Annotated in this window: 14 protein-coding genes; 3 read left to right on the top strand and 11 right to left on the bottom strand. The window is 39.0% G+C overall.

Going from position 1 to position 15145, the window contains the following annotated elements; all coding sequences use genetic code 11:
* Positions 1-575: 575 nt before the first annotated feature.
* Positions 576-848 carry a hypothetical protein gene (locus tag AOB57_RS04335; protein WP_054299178.1) on the top strand — a complete coding sequence of 91 codons (273 nt, stop codon included), beginning with the start codon at positions 576-578 and terminating at the stop codon, positions 846-848.
* Between the two features lie 239 nt (positions 849-1087).
* Here the strand turns inward: AOB57_RS04335 and AOB57_RS04330 are convergent, their stop codons facing one another.
* A complete protein-coding gene (locus AOB57_RS04330; protein ID WP_054299177.1) occupies positions 1088-1975 on the bottom strand; it encodes a DHH family phosphoesterase in 888 nt (295 codons plus the stop codon).
* Positions 1976-3388: 1413 nt separating this feature from the next.
* Here AOB57_RS04330 and AOB57_RS04325 point away from each other — a divergent pair.
* Positions 3389-3748 carry a hypothetical protein gene (locus AOB57_RS04325; protein ID WP_054299176.1) on the top strand — a complete coding sequence of 120 codons (360 nt, stop codon included), beginning with the start codon at positions 3389-3391 and terminating at the stop codon, positions 3746-3748.
* A 561-nt stretch (positions 3749-4309) separates the two neighbouring features.
* The gene (locus AOB57_RS04320) at positions 4310-5467 is read left to right on the top strand and encodes a site-specific integrase (protein WP_048159132.1); all 1158 of its coding nucleotides are present in this window, start codon (positions 4310-4312) and stop codon (positions 5465-5467) included.
* 118 nt (positions 5468-5585) lie between these two features.
* Here AOB57_RS04320 and AOB57_RS04315 read toward each other — a convergent pair whose 3' ends face one another.
* The 10 genes from AOB57_RS04315 to AOB57_RS04270 all read right to left on the bottom strand — a co-directional run bounded on the left by AOB57_RS04315 (position 5586) and on the right by AOB57_RS04270 (position 15116).
* Complete coding sequence (locus AOB57_RS04315; RefSeq protein WP_156151231.1) at positions 5586-5768, bottom strand: hypothetical protein; 183 nt, start codon at positions 5766-5768, stop codon at positions 5586-5588.
* A 274-nt stretch (positions 5769-6042) separates the two neighbouring features.
* Positions 6043-6345 (bottom strand): hypothetical protein, encoded by a 303-nt coding sequence (locus AOB57_RS04310; protein WP_048159130.1) that lies wholly within the window; start codon positions 6343-6345, stop codon positions 6043-6045.
* A complete protein-coding gene (locus AOB57_RS04305; protein WP_048159129.1) occupies positions 6345-6716 on the bottom strand; it encodes a hypothetical protein in 372 nt (123 codons plus the stop codon). Before AOB57_RS04305 ends, AOB57_RS04310 begins: the two co-directional genes overlap by 1 nt.
* The gene (locus AOB57_RS04300; protein WP_167829541.1) at positions 6713-8905 is read right to left on the bottom strand and encodes a hypothetical protein; all 2193 of its coding nucleotides are present in this window, start codon (positions 8903-8905) and stop codon (positions 6713-6715) included. The genes AOB57_RS04305 and AOB57_RS04300 overlap by 4 nt, the downstream gene beginning before the upstream one ends.
* Before the next feature lie 29 nt (positions 8906-8934).
* Complete coding sequence (locus tag AOB57_RS04295; RefSeq protein WP_054299174.1) at positions 8935-9180, bottom strand: hypothetical protein; 246 nt, start codon at positions 9178-9180, stop codon at positions 8935-8937.
* Positions 9180-11369, bottom strand: a complete 2190-nt coding sequence (locus AOB57_RS04290; protein ID WP_048159126.1) for a hypothetical protein — start codon at positions 11367-11369, stop codon at positions 9180-9182. Before AOB57_RS04290 ends, AOB57_RS04295 begins: the two co-directional genes overlap by 1 nt.
* Before the next feature lie 4 nt (positions 11370-11373).
* Positions 11374-11757, bottom strand: coding sequence for a hypothetical protein (locus tag AOB57_RS04285; RefSeq protein WP_048159125.1), 384 nt, complete (start codon positions 11755-11757; stop codon positions 11374-11376).
* A gap of 64 nt (positions 11758-11821) precedes the next feature.
* Entirely contained in the window at positions 11822-13819 is a 1998-nt protein-coding gene (locus AOB57_RS04280) for a LamG domain-containing protein (protein ID WP_048159124.1), read from the bottom strand.
* Positions 13807-14670 carry a hypothetical protein gene (locus tag AOB57_RS04275; RefSeq protein ID WP_054299173.1) on the bottom strand — a complete coding sequence of 288 codons (864 nt, stop codon included), beginning with the start codon at positions 14668-14670 and terminating at the stop codon, positions 13807-13809. Before AOB57_RS04275 ends, AOB57_RS04280 begins: the two co-directional genes overlap by 13 nt.
* Entirely contained in the window at positions 14667-15116 is a 450-nt protein-coding gene (locus AOB57_RS04270; protein ID WP_048159122.1) for a hypothetical protein, read from the bottom strand. The genes AOB57_RS04275 and AOB57_RS04270 overlap by 4 nt, the downstream gene beginning before the upstream one ends.
* Between the last annotated feature and the right edge of the window lie 29 nt (positions 15117-15145).

The raw sequence follows: 15145 nt of genomic DNA, 5'->3' as shown, positions 1-15145 counted from the left end.
TTCATAATCCAATTCCTCTATATTGACTTTCTCAACTTATAAAATATAATTATCTAATACTACTCAATACTTTAAAATTTTTATTATTCTTTTATTTATTTCACTCTTTTATTTTCTCTGGTAACGCTTCCCAATCTTTTGTAGACCTTTCTAGTATAAACTAAACAGGAGTGAACAGACTTTTTGAGATAAAGGTTCCCTTGTTTTTACTTACAACTGAAAAATACTTAACAAAATCACATTTAAAGTCTGGAAAAACAGAAAAACCAAGTTTTAAAACCCAGTTTAAAACTCTGGCAGAAAAAATGATTTCTCTCATATGAATGAGAGAGGATAAGCAAGCAGTGTAATAATAAACAGGTAATTAAATAGTAATCCATTCAGGCATTTATTTTCCTGTTATTCACTTGCCTTGTGGATCTTCATCCAAACCACTTATTATTGGGATTAACTTCATCTAAGTCCCCTCATTAAATTTTTTAATCTAAATCCCTTATTATGATCAGTTTTTAGACAACGGCTGGATAGCCAGTTATTTATGGAAAGGTGATTAATATGAATACAGGGGGATGCTAGTGACTGCGACAAAATATTCTGCTGAACTGACATCGGTAGTAACGAACAAACTTCAAATTGCACCTGATGATTATATTGATGTTAGAATCTTCCTGGAGCCAGATTCAATCCTTGAAAATGTAAGTGCTGAGCTTGAAGCAAAAGGGATGAAAATCCGAACTATTATCGAGGGACCTGACGTTCAGGTCAGAGGTAGTATTGCAGTAAAGAATCTGAATGATATCAATGCAGTTGCCGAAGTGGATAGAATCGAGCACGATCATGCCCTTTGAAGGATGATCAAACATAAACTTGGATTGATCCTTTCGTTTAATTTTCTCTTATACTTTTTTTACTTTGTCAATGTATTACTCACATACATTTGGAATAATTATTTTTTAAAAAGAAAAAATAAAAAAATAAGAAGTCCAGGATCTGGGTTTTCACAGCGCTTGGAGCTTCTTTTGCCTGACCCCCAGAAGAACCCACGAATTATGGTAAAATATGATCTCTGCGACGCCGAGGTAATATTTCATGTGAAAAACAGGCATGGAAAATCCATATTCTTTTTCTGGAATCCTGCAGCATTTTTGTGCCCTCCGCCGCCATATTGCTGGGCAATCTCGGCACAGTCAGGCGAATTCGGGTTCCCTGAATCGGACCTCAGGCTGAATACTACCATATCTTCTACTGCCTGCCACATGACAGCAATATCATATTCAGGCTTCTTGTAGATGAATTCCCCTAACTCGGAAATATTCCCTGTAGTGTTTACAAGCCTGGCTCTCCAGTTATGAAAAGTGAAATCAACCCCACGATCGAAGGCTTTCTGGAGTTTGTACTTTTGAGCCTCCAAGAGCAATTCACCAATGGAGATCATTTTATTTACGGTTTCTTCGTATTCCAAACCAAGAAGCACGTCCCACACAGGATCGTCAGGGGTCTTGACCATCAGGCTGAAACCTGCACTGAATGCCCTTGTATCTGGGTATTCAAACGTCCACATATCCTTGTCCCCTATATAGGCAACAGCCGGAGGGGGTGAAATATTTTCAGGATGCGTGTACTCCCATGTAAGCACGCAGGCTGCTTTTTCAAGAGACCGGATTCCTGGAATATTGCTTGAACCCCACAGTTCTGGGAACTTTTCCATAGCAGTCCTGTGGTGATCTATCCATATCAGCTTAGACCCGCAAGTCTTTACGAAATCCTCCATTCTGTCACTTGAAAAATCAACAAGCCACACTTTTTCAGCTTCGTTTATTTCTTCCTCAGTCCACGACTCCTTTCCGTAGTTTATAGCAACAAACTTTATGGAAAATTCGTTTTTGTCATAATAATTCGCAGCGACAGCAGCTGCACAGCTCCCATCGTTATCATCATGGTAATAAATCAAAATTGTGCGTTTCTCATCAGTCATTTCCTGTTCCCCTACTTTAAGGATCTCCTATCAATTCTAGCTTGTCCTCACCGTGTATTTCGTTCCGGAAGTATCTGCTAGCCGTACTTTTTCAAACGCATTATACGCTGGAGTGCAATTTATAGAACTTCTATCAATCACTAAAGTAAAATATGTATTCATTTGTCTGTATCTATTCTCAATAAAGTCCGGTAATGGCTCTTAAAGCTCCCTATTTCTCTTAAAAAACAATGGAGTATCTCCGATTAGAAATTAACTTAACTCACAAGTATAAAATGGAGGGTATGGCTAAGAATCTTTTAAATATTTTATTTTTAAAACTGTGATAAATAAAAACAAAGTATTATAATCCGGACATTTAATTTTTATTCTTTGACTATTTCCCTAAAATAAAGTCAGATCTGGTAAATATAATCCTGCATTTTTAAATTGTTGATTTGGTTTGGGATCCACACAAGTGTTATGAGTACAGGAGATTCTGAGATTCAATCTTATAAGCATTGACTATGATAAAACCTCAATTATAAGTTTCACACTTTGATGTAACCCGCATCAGGTGGCAGGTTATATTTTACCTTGAGCATATTCTGAGCAAAGGTTCTAAACAGATTTTCTTTAGAAATTTTATATCATTATTCAGATATAATCAAGTATCCTATCATAGGCAAATATATAAAAAACATTCAGTAAGTTACAAGGAAAATAATGAGTTACCTGCTGAAGGTAGGATGCATGTTGAAACTGTATATCTGTGTACACTCTCTACCATTTGAATTCAGGTACGTCCATCTTAATTTTAAGATGGACTATCAAAATATTCCAGACCATAAATTTAGGGACATTACATAACAAAACAGAGTGGAAAAATAATCATGATTGCCGCTTCGGTATATAGGACGAACCCTGTGAGTTTGTTTTTCTTGAACAAGTAGTTATCAACAATTAATAAATTTAGGGGATCTATCGCACGTTTTTTCAAAGATGATATTTTTAATTGTAAAATACTGATTATTTTTAAAATTCATGGGAATGCTGTTTATTATGGATGCCTGGGTGCTAATAGGCTGCCTCTAGCGTTAAAGAACCCATCCATTTACTTATACTAATTTTTGGCAATTCAATATGTCAGGAACTCCCAACGTTCAAATTTTCCTAAAGAAGTTCCCTCTTAATTCCCTGAACGGTGAGCTGTACAGTGAACTGTAGAAGCCTTTGTGAGGGGATATTGAATCAAACAATAACAATTTAAATAATAATATTTTTAAACATCTAATTTAATATAACTATATTAGAGGCTGAGAAGGGGGAATAAAATTAACTGTAAAAACAGGGAAACACTAAAATCAACATTAAAACCCCTTACGGCTTGGTACAGGATTTTGTGAGAAATTTCTGGAGGATAAAGGAGACATAATGAAGGGATGCGACAAAATGAAAGAATTTTGCAATATCTGTGGTCGGGAACTGCTGGAAGATGTGCTGGTCGTCGATACCAGCCAGGATATGATACCAATAAAATTCGAGGACGTTCGCGGGGATAAGTCCGATCTGATATGCGTTGAGTGTGCAGTTGAATCGGTTGAGTATCCACCCTTCTTATGTTCCAGATGCGGACAGCCAGTCGAGTTCGGTGAACACTTCTATGTATTAAGGGAAGGAACCCTAAAACCCAGTGGTCCGAAGATAGACCTTAAAGAAGTATCCCCTGACGAAAAATGCATCTGTGTAGCGTGCTATGAAGAGCTCATGAATCTTGAAGAGGAAGAAGGGTAACGAACGGGCACTCTGTTCCCTGCTCTGCCGTTAGTTTTTAGTCCCCGGGCAGAATAAGGGTCAAGTTCTAGAGGTATTATAAGTGGAAAGAACAGAACTGAAAATCAGTTCTGTTCATAGTTTTTTCGGCTCTGTAGAAAACCTACTTAATCGTCATTAATAGACTTAAAGTTCTCAGCAAAATTGAATCAGACAATTCAGTTTTAATTTGTTAAGATTGGTTATTTCAGAGGATTTCTACAGAGCCGTTTTTTCTTCTTTTTTAGTTTTTATCTAGATTTCAATCCTGAATCTGGATTAAACTTTGAGGATCACATAATTCTAAAATTGCTACAGAATACTAAAATTCTATAGATTCAAAAATAAGATTTTCAGTCTGAAATGCATACTGTCATCCAGATACCCTCAGCAAAAGAGATCTTTGAGTCTGAAGAAGATGAGATTTAAAAAAGAAACAAAAAATAAAAGAGCCTCGGGCGGGAGATCTGCTTTCAGTATACTGCCTTACTTTCACAACACTTGGATTATGTCTATTAATAGCGACGTAATGGAGTAAGGTATATGAGCATATATAAGCATGAAAAGAATTTAAATGCAGTGGAAAAACGGATTAAAAACGCAGATTACAGCAAGGAAAATAAGACCTTAATACTAAAATTTGAAAACTCTCTTTTTGCTGAAGGCCTTAAACCTGTAAGGGTTGAAAAATATCTTGTGCAGCTAAATGTTTTGGCTCAACTTGTTGACAAGAATTTCTCAGAAATGGATTTTGATGATGTTCAGGCTTTGGTTGCTCGTATAGAGAGATCAGACCGTAGTGAGTGGACAAAGCATGATTACAAAATATCAATACGTAAGTTCTTTAGGTGGATGGGAAAAGGCGATCTCGTATCCTGGATAAATGTGCAGATGAGACATAACACACAAAAACTTCCAGAGGAACTTCTTAGTGAACAAGAGATTAAAAAATTAATTGAGGTTGCAGAACACCCAAGAGACAAGGCCATAATAGCCACATTATATGATTCAGGTTGTAGGATTGGGGAACTAGGTGGCCTTAAGATCAAGCATTTAAGCTTTGATCGGTATGGAGCTGTCTTAACAGTTAATGGTAAAACCGGAATGAGAAGAGTTAGGGTAATTTTTTCAGTTCCTTATCTGGCTTCCTGGCTGGATATTCACCCACAAAAAGATAATCCAGATGCTTATCTATGGCTTCTCATTAGAGGCAAGGGGAACGGGCAACCTATGCAATACCAAGCCTTTAGAAAACTGATTATAACCCTTGCAGCAAAGGCTGGAATTAAAAAAAGGGTCTATAATCATCTTTTCCGACATTCTAGGAGTACAGAACTTGCTCAGCATTTAACTGAGTCTCAGATGGAGGCCCATCTAGGATGGGTTCACGGCTCAGATATGCCCAGCGTATATGTTCATCTTTCCGGAAAACAGGTAGATGATGCAATGCTCAGGATCTATGGAATGAAGAAAAAAGAAGATATGATTCCAGAACTCACCAGCAAGACCTGTCCTGTATGTGAAAAAATCAATGGCCCTACTTCAAAGTTTTGCGCCCGCTGTGGTCATCCTCTGGACCAGCAGACTATCCAGGAGATTCATGAAATGGAGAATAAAATTCCAGAACTGCTACAGCTTATAATGAAAAGTGACCAAGCAAGAGAGCTCTTTTCAAAACTAGATAAGCTTGGATCAGATTAATATAGAATTAATATTGCGTTAAACTTTGATTAGTTACTCCATACTGGAAGGATTAAGTTACTAGGTCCAGTATGGAGTTCAATTTTTGCCGCAACCGAAAGAGACGGAATACCTGCGATCATTTGTTTTTAAGTTTTATTTTTGCTTTCTCAAAAATGAATAAAATAGTTATTAGGAAAAGGTATGTTCCTACAAACCCTCCTGCAAATTCGTATATATTATTAGAAGTTCCTGACAATCCCATGATAATCAAAGACAATACTGCGGTGTAAATATGTGTTGACTTTTCCATGTTTTTCACCTAGGTTAATTCTATTGTAATTTAGATTTTTCAGATCAGTATGAGTATGTATCATTTTCTTTCGTTAAACTGCGTAAGAGAGCGTATATTATTAGCCCAGAGCCCACAACAATAAATGCTCCATGGTAACACATGGAGATAAACGAAATTTTTGCTTCTGGTGCTCCAGCTGCAACCATAGAGTTAAGAAGATCGTTTAATGACCCGGATAAAATAAAGTAAAGAAGACCTATACAGAACTCCAGTGATAGGACAATTATCCAAGTAAAAATCATCAGTATCCTTCTCCTGTTTTAAATACTTTATATAGTATTGCCCCTACTCCAGTGCCAAGGAGCATAAGTAAAGATACACCCACACTTTCAGGCAGGAATACTCCAAAAGTAGCAGCAAAAATAATCCCTATAATTACCGGAAGTGCTACATCCTGGGCTTTTAGGAAAGCCATTGAGACAACGAGAAGCCCTATAAATAACCAGAAGAAGTTTCCTAAAATCGCAGTATAAGGGCTACTTATAAAGCCCAGAATATTGACATTCTGCGATTCTGATAGGATAGGGAGGTAAGTATAGTTCATTATTCTCCTCCTACCAGGGTAAACTTCATGATTACCTGGGCAAGTCCTATTAAATAGACGCACCAAACAAGAATTGATAATGGAGTTACTATTAGCCCAGGGATACCTGCCTCTCCAAGAAGTAAAACAAGAGTGATAGGAGCAAACACAAAGATCTTACCAAGCATCCCAAGGGCTCTTGGGAAGTCTCCAAATAAGTAGAGCCCTATATCTGCATTACTGTAACTGATCTTATCTGGAATATTACTGCGGAATTCTTCTTCAGTTACTGCAAGTGTTGATACGTGAACAGGAAATATGTTAAGAGCTCCAAGCAACGATATTGAAAGGTTCGTAATCAGCAGAAATAATGCAATCTCATATATTTTCACTGTTTTCTACCTCCTAATATTGCAAGAAGACCGAGAACCACTACAAAGGCAGCAATAGCTTCTGAAACTCGAAGGAATCCCGCCACATAAAGTCCAAGAGCTAAAATAGATGTTAAAAATGCTCCAATCTTTGAGCTTCGATATCCAAAAAGTAGACCGAAGGTAGCCAAGATAAAGAAAGAAACCACGTTGTACCAATAGTCCGAGACTTGCAGATCAATTAACTGCTGGTCAGACCTGCAATACTCTTGGTGCAGGAGTTCACCACCAGAAGTATTTGCCCAGAATTGGATATAGTACTGCTTTTCAGTACTTGGATAGTTAAATGTAGCAATCCCCTGAGGAGCAATAGAGGATATAGAATAAACCATTTCTCCAGAAGAAGTGTCTGTGATATTGTAAATAAATGGACTATATAATGAGCCTGCAGGGGCCGTCCAAGTCAGTATAACTGATTCATTTGTTTTTTGAATAGAGTAATTAAATCCCCCGTAAACAGTAGAAGGAGGGATAAGTTCTATATCCCCTACTACAAGGCTTACAAAGTCTGTTTGAGTAGCTACATAGGGCCCTACAGATCTCTCTAGTGAGGTTGTCTGTAATGTCAGGTCATAGTTAACGTTATTTTCAAGATAAACTTTGTTCAGGCCGGCAGCGTCAAAGTAATTCTCTGATATTGTAAGCGTGCCTGCGTCTGCAGGTCTTGTAATCAAAAGTTTTGTTTCCCTATATTTGAACTGATTTGTATAGTCAATCAGATTAAAGCTGACAAGAGAAGCCATATCCTCTGCAGCTAAATATGCCGTAATGGTTTCTGGACTTTCAATTATCCTCCATCTGGGAGAATATCCATTTGCATATATTTTAGCTATATATTCTCCTTCAACAATTTCAGAACTTGAGAACTCTATAGACCCTGTTGTAGTTGATTTTGTGATATATGTGGTATCATTGTAGAGATCCACGCTAAAATTAGTGAGGTTTACTCCTGTGGATTCGTTCTTGGCATAGATTTTAGCATATCCGGGTTTGGATGGAGCATTTCCTATTGAAAATGTTCCTACAGAAGGTTCTGAATATTGTTCATTTACCTCATCATAGGCTTGAATTTTCCAGTAGTATGTACCTGAGTCAAGTGTAACATCCCACTCCGCATCTTGTATTGTAGATTCATACCATATTGTGGAGAAATCAGAATACTTGGATATTACACCATAATATTGATTTGCACAATCTTCCCAGGATAGGATGACTTTGTTATAATCAGGGTAATTACTTTCGATAACAGTTCCATTTTCAGGATAGTATAAGTTCGGAGGTTGATTAAATGGAATTGAAACAGTGATGTTATATTGTACACCAGGAGTAAACCCTGATGTGCCTACATACAAAACATTCTTTGCCTGATAACTTGATCCTTTCGCCCTAAATGAACTTGTAGGTGTAAAAGTTATATCATCAGTTGTATAAACTGCTGTAACTGTACCTAATTTACCAACATCATCAATATAATGTGAGATATCTTCAAGAAATACTGCAAGTACTGAGGGGTTATAAAATCCGTCAGGAGTATAACTTATAGTTATATTTATATAATCTTCAGTAAACAGGAACGTACATTCATCAGTGTCTAAATTAGCATTTCCACTTTTATATACAGTTAGTCCATCTACATAAAAAGTAGAACCGCTCACCGGTGACCCATCTGCAAATATACGTAATGTTAACGTACCTGTATAATCAATATATTCAGTAGCTTCACAATAAGTCCATTCTTGAAGATTTGAAACTCTTACACCTGTTATATCTATCCCACTACCTAACATGTCAACGTTTAAAGCTCCAGATGAACCACTTGTTTTTACCCAAGCTCCAATAGTGTAGTATCCAGGTGTTATACTAACACTTCGAGTTATTGATGATGTTGCTGAACCTACACCGTTTGAGGTAATGTAATACGAATAACTCTGTATGCATGAATCAGAAGATCTTCCACAACTTTGATAGTTTGAGTCTGTTAGAGTCCAACCATCAGGAGCGGTATTAACCGTACCTGATGACCACGCTTCAAAGTTAAAGTTAGATATTTCTGAGTGCCCCCAATCAAGAGGTAGTCCTGGAAGTGCACTTGCAGTTATTGAAAATAAGATAAATAAAATCGAAGCTGAGAAAACTGATCTATTTTTCATTAATTACCCTCTGCTCTCAATCGGATTTCTCATTTCCATCCTCCGTCAGAACTCTTCTGTCCACTCATAACTCCATACACGAAAAGAGAGAACAGGCAAACAGCAGGAAGGTATTTCCAGGTAAGCCAGAGAATTTTTGCCCCCAAAGATGCAGTAGGGTCATCTGTAAATGCATAATTCTCGTGAGCCGTAGCTATAACATCATAAGTAGATGCATATAATAGCCCGAAGACTCCAAGCGCTAGCAGAATTATTAACCAGTTATAGGCAGCCATTAGCGCCTCCTTCGCCCGGTAAGCAGGGAAAGCGGGTCTTGGACGTAGTGGGTTTTCTGCCTGAAACCCCAGCCTTCAGAAGACCTAATGATATTTTGTCTTTCTAAGCTTTGGTCAGGATTTAGAACTCTTTTTGATCTGCTAGCAGGAGTATTTCCAGAAATTAAAGGTATGCTGGGACTATTACTAGGACTGTAATCTCGAGAACCATATGAATTATCTGGATATGATGTAAATGGGATATGAGGTATTGGAGTTATAGATCTGTATTCTATAGAAGGAACAGAAGTATATTCTGTGGGAGGGACAGGAGTGTATTTTCCGGAAAAAATTGGATGGAACCCTGAAGGTTGAGATGAATTTTCCAGTCTTTTAGAAGAGTAGCTAGTGCTGATTGGGATTATTCTTCCGGGTGTAAATATAGGCTCGCTATATCCCCTGCGGAGATATTCGCTTTCTTTAAGCAACTCCTCAGCTGATACTGTTCTCTTATCTCTGCCAACTGCCCCTTTTGCGTTTTGTCTTAGTTTTCCAATAGACTCATTTGGAAGGGCCTGATATCTATCAATAGGGACTGCTTTACCTCTGAATTTCGTGTAATACTTTGATTCTGTCCGGACTAGTTCAGTTCCTGGAGGAACTACTATTTCTCTTTCTGCAGCTCTCTGTTTTATCAGAGCTTCAAATTTAGGGGTTACATATCCCTGACCTTTTGGGGCCTGAGTCATAAGGTACTCATTAGTAACTGCTGCTCCCTTTCCCCTAATTCCTTCTGGAAGAGGTCTGATATTCTGAACATCTACCCAGTTTGCAGCTGGTCTTCTTGAAGGTTCTCCCCAGCCAAAGAGTTTTACTTTCGGGATGCCTCCTTTCTCTGAAACTCCAAGGAAGTGTGGAGATACATCTGGACCTAAGTGAAGTCCTACTACGGAACTGCTACCAGGCTGTGCAATAGTTTCTGATGCAAAACGTTGAGGGGTTGCATGCCATCCCCCCGGCCCTTCAGTACGAGGGTATCTATAAGTAGACGTTTCAAAATCCTTGATTAGTTGACTTGCAGTTGTACCTTTAGGTGCAAGTGGAAACTCCTGTGTACCTGATAGGACTTCAGGCCGGATTACCTTCTCAGGAGGAAGGTATTCTTTACCTACTACGCTTGCCTTATTTTTGGCTGCACTTCCTAGTTTTCCAATTGCAGCCATCCCAAGCATTTCACCTGCAAATTGTGCAGGGCTCTCTTTTGCCTGTTTATAGAGACTTCCCGCCACAATTCCAGCCCCTGTCACAATACCATGGGGAACTGACCCTGGATCTTTAATAGCTCCCTCGATTCCTACAGGAAGCATCCCTGCCATACTCACAGCGAGTTCAGGAGCATTGGTTAAACCTCGGATGAAGTCTTTTGCTGTACTTTCCGGTACGGGAGATAAAAGAGCTTCTTGTTTTGCATCTATCTTTTGTGCAAGTTTTTGCGATTCTTCGTAGACTTTCCAGGTCTTGAGATCATCTTTGGAGATAGAAGGCTTTTTGATACTGCTTGTATCTACTGCTCCTCCCATCCCTATCTCTATCCCAGTTGCAAGTATATTAGAACGTTTTTGTTCGCTCTCAGTAGGAATTTTTTCAATCTCGTATTTTTTTCCAGGAACTATTAAGTTTGCAAAAGACTTTATTCCAGAATCAGCTATTCTTCTAGCTTGCTCAATTTTTGCTTCCTGATTTGCTGCTACTTTTGCTGGAGCCACAGCGGTTTTAGGTTGTTGTATTGCGTCTGCTGGAAGCCCATTCTCATAATAGAACCTGTTTCTTATGAAGATCCTAGATTGCTGACTTGAGCCTTTACTCTGTGGTATAGAAACAGGTGTTGAATCCTTTGCTACTGCTGTTCCTGTACTGGTTGCTTTATACTGCGGGCTATACTTGCTTACTTTTTTCCCGCTTGCTGAAGTCCCTTCCCTGCCTCTAATCGTCGGTCCTGTTTCTGTAGGCTGCTGAGTAGTTACTCCTTCTGTACTTTTAGGAGCATTTTCAATAGCAGAGCTTGAAGCGTTCTTGTTGCTTGCAGATGATGGTTTTGTCACTGCTGTACCTGTACTTGTGGCTTTATATTGGGGACTGTATTTGCTTACTTTCTTCCCACTTGCTGAAGTTCCGTCCCTGCCTCTGATCGTTGCCTGTCCTGTACCCATTCAATCACCTGTAGATCGCATATATCGAAAGCTTGGATTCATTCCCTTCATACCCCTCTAGGTTTCCTGGAAAAGTCCCGTAATCAGCTTCCTGAAGGATATAATTCTCCCCGTCTGCAGGAACATTGATCTGGCCGTCTCCCTGGACTGCAAGTATGTAGTTTTGCTGGTCCTTTGTATCAATCCGAATATCATGAGGAAAGGCCAGAACATTCCAGGAATCTCTTACAAGCTCAACCTCTTCTGTGATCCCTAGCAGATCCCCATTTGCTGAGTATATCGCTCCTCTAACGTATGTCGCATCCGTTCCGGCATCGTTTACAAATACAGCAATGCCTGCAACGTTTTCTTCGAATTTTGTTGAACCGTCCAGATTGGAAATGATCATGGTTCCCAGCCCAAGAACTAGGACCGTAACTAATACAATAGTAGAAACTTCGTATAGTTTCGTTTCAGTCCCTCCTGATGAAAATCAAGCAGATAAACACAGCTACTATAACCAAAGGAATCATTACCGCAAGACCTGCAACATCTGCCCAGTTGCCGTTTAAATACCAATCATAATTCGAAGATCTGGAGGGATACAAAGATCCTATCATGTAGGCCTCGCTCCCTATTGCTTCATAAACTCCAAGCTGGCTGTTTCCAAATCCGTCACTGATTACGCGATCTATGGGAGTTCCGTCCTTCGTGCAAGTAATCAGGAAGTTGTACACCTGGTCTTCCAAGACTGCTCCGGTTTCAATGAGAAAAGTATATGTCTCAGAGTCGTAGCTCAGATCTGCCGCCGGGTTATTGGATTCAAGAGAGTATTGCAGGAGAGAAGATGAAAGAATAGGATTAAGGTCTGCTGTGTAAGTGATTGTTCCAGACCCATAACTGTTTAAAGGTGAATATCTGACGTATATCGTGTATTCAGTGTCAGTTAATGTTTCTTCTATAATCGTTGTATTTTCTGTGTATCCTACATTAGCTGTCACATTAAAAGGAGTAACAGTTTTTGTATAATCTCTAACAGTAATTCCATCAATTTCGACTTCATCTGGAATATTAGCAATTAGAGAATTAAATGCTTCACCGCTGTTTTCATAGGGTACCTGAATAGTTCCGGAACCATTCAGATAATCCGAATATGTACTATCACTGTTGGTTTTTAGTCTAAGGTTCTGAAGATTATCATAATAAAGAAGTGCTTTTTCTTCTGCTGATAGAAGCCTGTTGTATATCATTACGTTGTCAATATAGCCATTGAATGAACCCGAACTGTAGCCAATATATAGATAACTTGTGTGCTGAATTAGCGCGCTGTCAAGTTCTCGTGACCCTACAAGCTGGTTATCAATATAGACGTTCAGTGTTGGTGTTTCTCTGATGTACTCTATCAGTATCATTCTAGTGGTGTTAATGCTGGAAGTGTCGGGTATTGACCAATATTTGAGTCCTGTCTGTGTGGTATGATCTAGATTGAATCCTCCAACAGATGTCAGGTATGGTCTGATGGACATCGATCCTCCACTTCCACCATGCTGGTAAAATATTTGGGACCCAGTATCGCCACTTGAATTCAATATGAATACCCAGGTACAGCTATTATTTTCAACTGAAAGAGAAGCACTATTTGGTATTATTACTCTGTCATTGTCTCCATCAAATAATCCCGCTCCGTTATATTTTCCTTCAGTCCAGTTCATTCCGTTTTCAGCAGTTCCGTGATTTCCGTTGCCAGAGAAGTCTTGAACTAAAGTTCCCTCTCCTTCATCAAATCTCCACCATGCTACGAGTCCATTGGTAGGAATGTCATAAGGTCCTGTTTTGTTGTAAACCGGATCAATGGAGACTTCAATATAGTTAACATTATCAGAAGTGAAATCTGATCCTAAATTGAAAGTTTGAGATACTGGATAGGTTAATGTTCCTACTTTCCGGTACTCTCCCAGGAACCCGCCTATTTCAATTTCAGAAAAAGGTAAATCCTCTAGATACACCCATCCGTTATCATTTCGGACTTCCTGCAGCCATACAGCATCAGCAAGACCAGCATCATTATAATGGGTTATTTTGATTAAGTTATCTTGAAAACCTGGTACCTGCTGGATGTCTCCATACTTCAATTTTATACTGCGTAGTTTATGCTCTTTTTTGTCAATATCAACTAATCGAATTTTACCCTCCTTCGTTTTTCCGCAGACTATTGTACTACTGTCCAGATTTGCATAGATTTCAATCTCTTCGTTCAGATCCTTTATCTGATGTTTGTAAAGCTGTTTTTCCTGTGCAGTCTTGACTTTGCAGGGTTCAACAAACTGTTTTTTACTCTGGATCTCCTGAAGACGAAGCTTTGAGAGGTCTTCGTTGGTCAGTACTCTACTGTTGTCCTGTTTTGCTGCAGCTGTAGCCGATAGAAGAAATATGCATAAGATCAATATTGCAATAGTCTTCACTCGCTGCATTCTTCAATGGCCCCTCCTGATATTTCTATAAGCTTTTGTCTTACCCCCGTGAAATCCAGCTTTCCGCTTTCGGGTTGCAGCAGTTTGTTAGTTCCTTGAGTCTCATCTATACCTGCAGCTGCTTCTATGATCCCCGTTCTGTGATCCCGTTTAAACTTGAGGTATTCCTTTTCAAAATCTGAAGGCAATTCTGGAAAGTCTTCTACATAATCGGGTTTTACGAGCTTGAAAAGAGCTTTATAACTTCGAAAAGCAGTTTTTGCCTTTCTGTTCTGGGAAATTCTGATGATCTTTTCCCCGGAGAAGTATGCTACATGATATCTGAACTCAGTCCTTCCCTGAGCAGGGTGATGGATGGTAGTGAAACAATATAGCAGACTTTTCACTCTTCTTTCCCGGATATCTGGAACTATGTCCCAAAATGAGGGAGATACAAGAATGTCATAGTGCCGGCAGTCCCTTTTGATCTTAAATATTTTCTGGGCAAGGGCTGAATCCCTTGTGTTATGCTGCTGAGAGAAAAGAACCGTAACTGCTTCATCATACCAGGCTACTTTATACGGTATATCCTGGTATTTCAGCATGAAATTGATAAAGGAATGTTCAGAGTCTCTAAAATCATATATCATCCCTTCTTTTAGAGAGAATTCAGGGTCCAGTATCTTTGCCAGCTGGGCTGCCAAAGTGGATTTTCCGGACCCTTCAAGACCTGTAACGAAAAAGACCCAATCCTGTCTTTTCTGCTGGCAATAGCTTACAATTTTTGCAATATTCGCTTTAGTGATTGCAAGAGGTTCCTGCTTTAATTCAGACTTATTTCTAGCCTCTTGAACGTATTTTGCGAAACTCATCCCAGGGACCCCTCCCATGCATTGAAAGCATTCATAAAGTAGCGGGTAATTGTCGGATCATAAATTCCATCTTCTTTGAGTTGCTTTAGATAGTCCTCAAAAAGATTCATAAACAGGTTTGCATTTACTGGCTCGCCCTTTGGACCCTGTAGGTATAATGAGATGTCCTCTTTCTGAAACGCAGCTTCTATATGGCTCAGAAGTTCTGCGTTTTTAGTCAGAATAGCAGTCATGTAGAATAGCTTGAAAAATGAGTTGATGAAGAGGATATAGCAATCTTCGGTTGCTTTTGAAATGCCCTGGAATCTCAGGCAGGTATAAAGATCCCCTTCTAGATCTATGACTTCTATGACTCTCATTGAGATGTCAAATCTGTATAGGGACTTGGAACCTGTATTGTTGTACCTACTATTTTGGTTGTAATTGTCCTGGTAATCCTCTGACATGCTTAACCCTTCCTTATTACCGGATAATT

Source organism: Methanosarcina flavescens, assembly GCF_001304615.2.
GTDB lineage: Archaea > Halobacteriota > Methanosarcinia > Methanosarcinales > Methanosarcinaceae > Methanosarcina > Methanosarcina flavescens.
This window is presented reverse-complemented; position numbering and strand designations above follow the sequence as displayed.

Bases quoted from the DNA above. Each gene is read 5' to 3' on its own strand.
- AOB57_RS04330 (WP_054299177.1), bottom strand. From the start codon at position 1,975: ATGACTGATGAGAAACGCACAATTTTGATTTATTACCATGATGATAAC.
- AOB57_RS04325 (WP_054299176.1), top strand. From the start codon at position 3,389: ATGAAGGGATGCGACAAAATGAAAGAATTTTGCAATATCTGTGGTCGG.
- AOB57_RS04320 (WP_048159132.1), top strand. From the start codon at position 4,310: ATGAGCATATATAAGCATGAAAAGAATTTAAATGCAGTGGAAAAACGG.
- AOB57_RS04310 (WP_048159130.1), bottom strand. From the start codon at position 6,345: ATGAACTATACTTACCTCCCTATCCTATCAGAATCGCAGAATGTCAAT.
- AOB57_RS04300 (WP_167829541.1), bottom strand. From the start codon at position 8,905: ATGAAAAATAGATCAGTTTTCTCAGCTTCGATTTTATTTATCTTATTT.
- AOB57_RS04295 (WP_054299174.1), bottom strand. From the start codon at position 9,180: ATGGCTGCCTATAACTGGTTAATAATTCTGCTAGCGCTTGGAGTCTTC.
- AOB57_RS04290 (WP_048159126.1), bottom strand. From the start codon at position 11,369: ATGGGTACAGGACAGGCAACGATCAGAGGCAGGGACGGAACTTCAGCA.
- AOB57_RS04285 (WP_048159125.1), bottom strand. From the start codon at position 11,757: ATGATCATTTCCAATCTGGACGGTTCAACAAAATTCGAAGAAAACGTT.
- AOB57_RS04280 (WP_048159124.1), bottom strand. From the start codon at position 13,819: ATGCAGCGAGTGAAGACTATTGCAATATTGATCTTATGCATATTTCTT.
- AOB57_RS04275 (WP_054299173.1), bottom strand. From the start codon at position 14,670: ATGAGTTTCGCAAAATACGTTCAAGAGGCTAGAAATAAGTCTGAATTA.
- AOB57_RS04270 (WP_048159122.1), bottom strand. From the start codon at position 15,116: ATGTCAGAGGATTACCAGGACAATTACAACCAAAATAGTAGGTACAAC.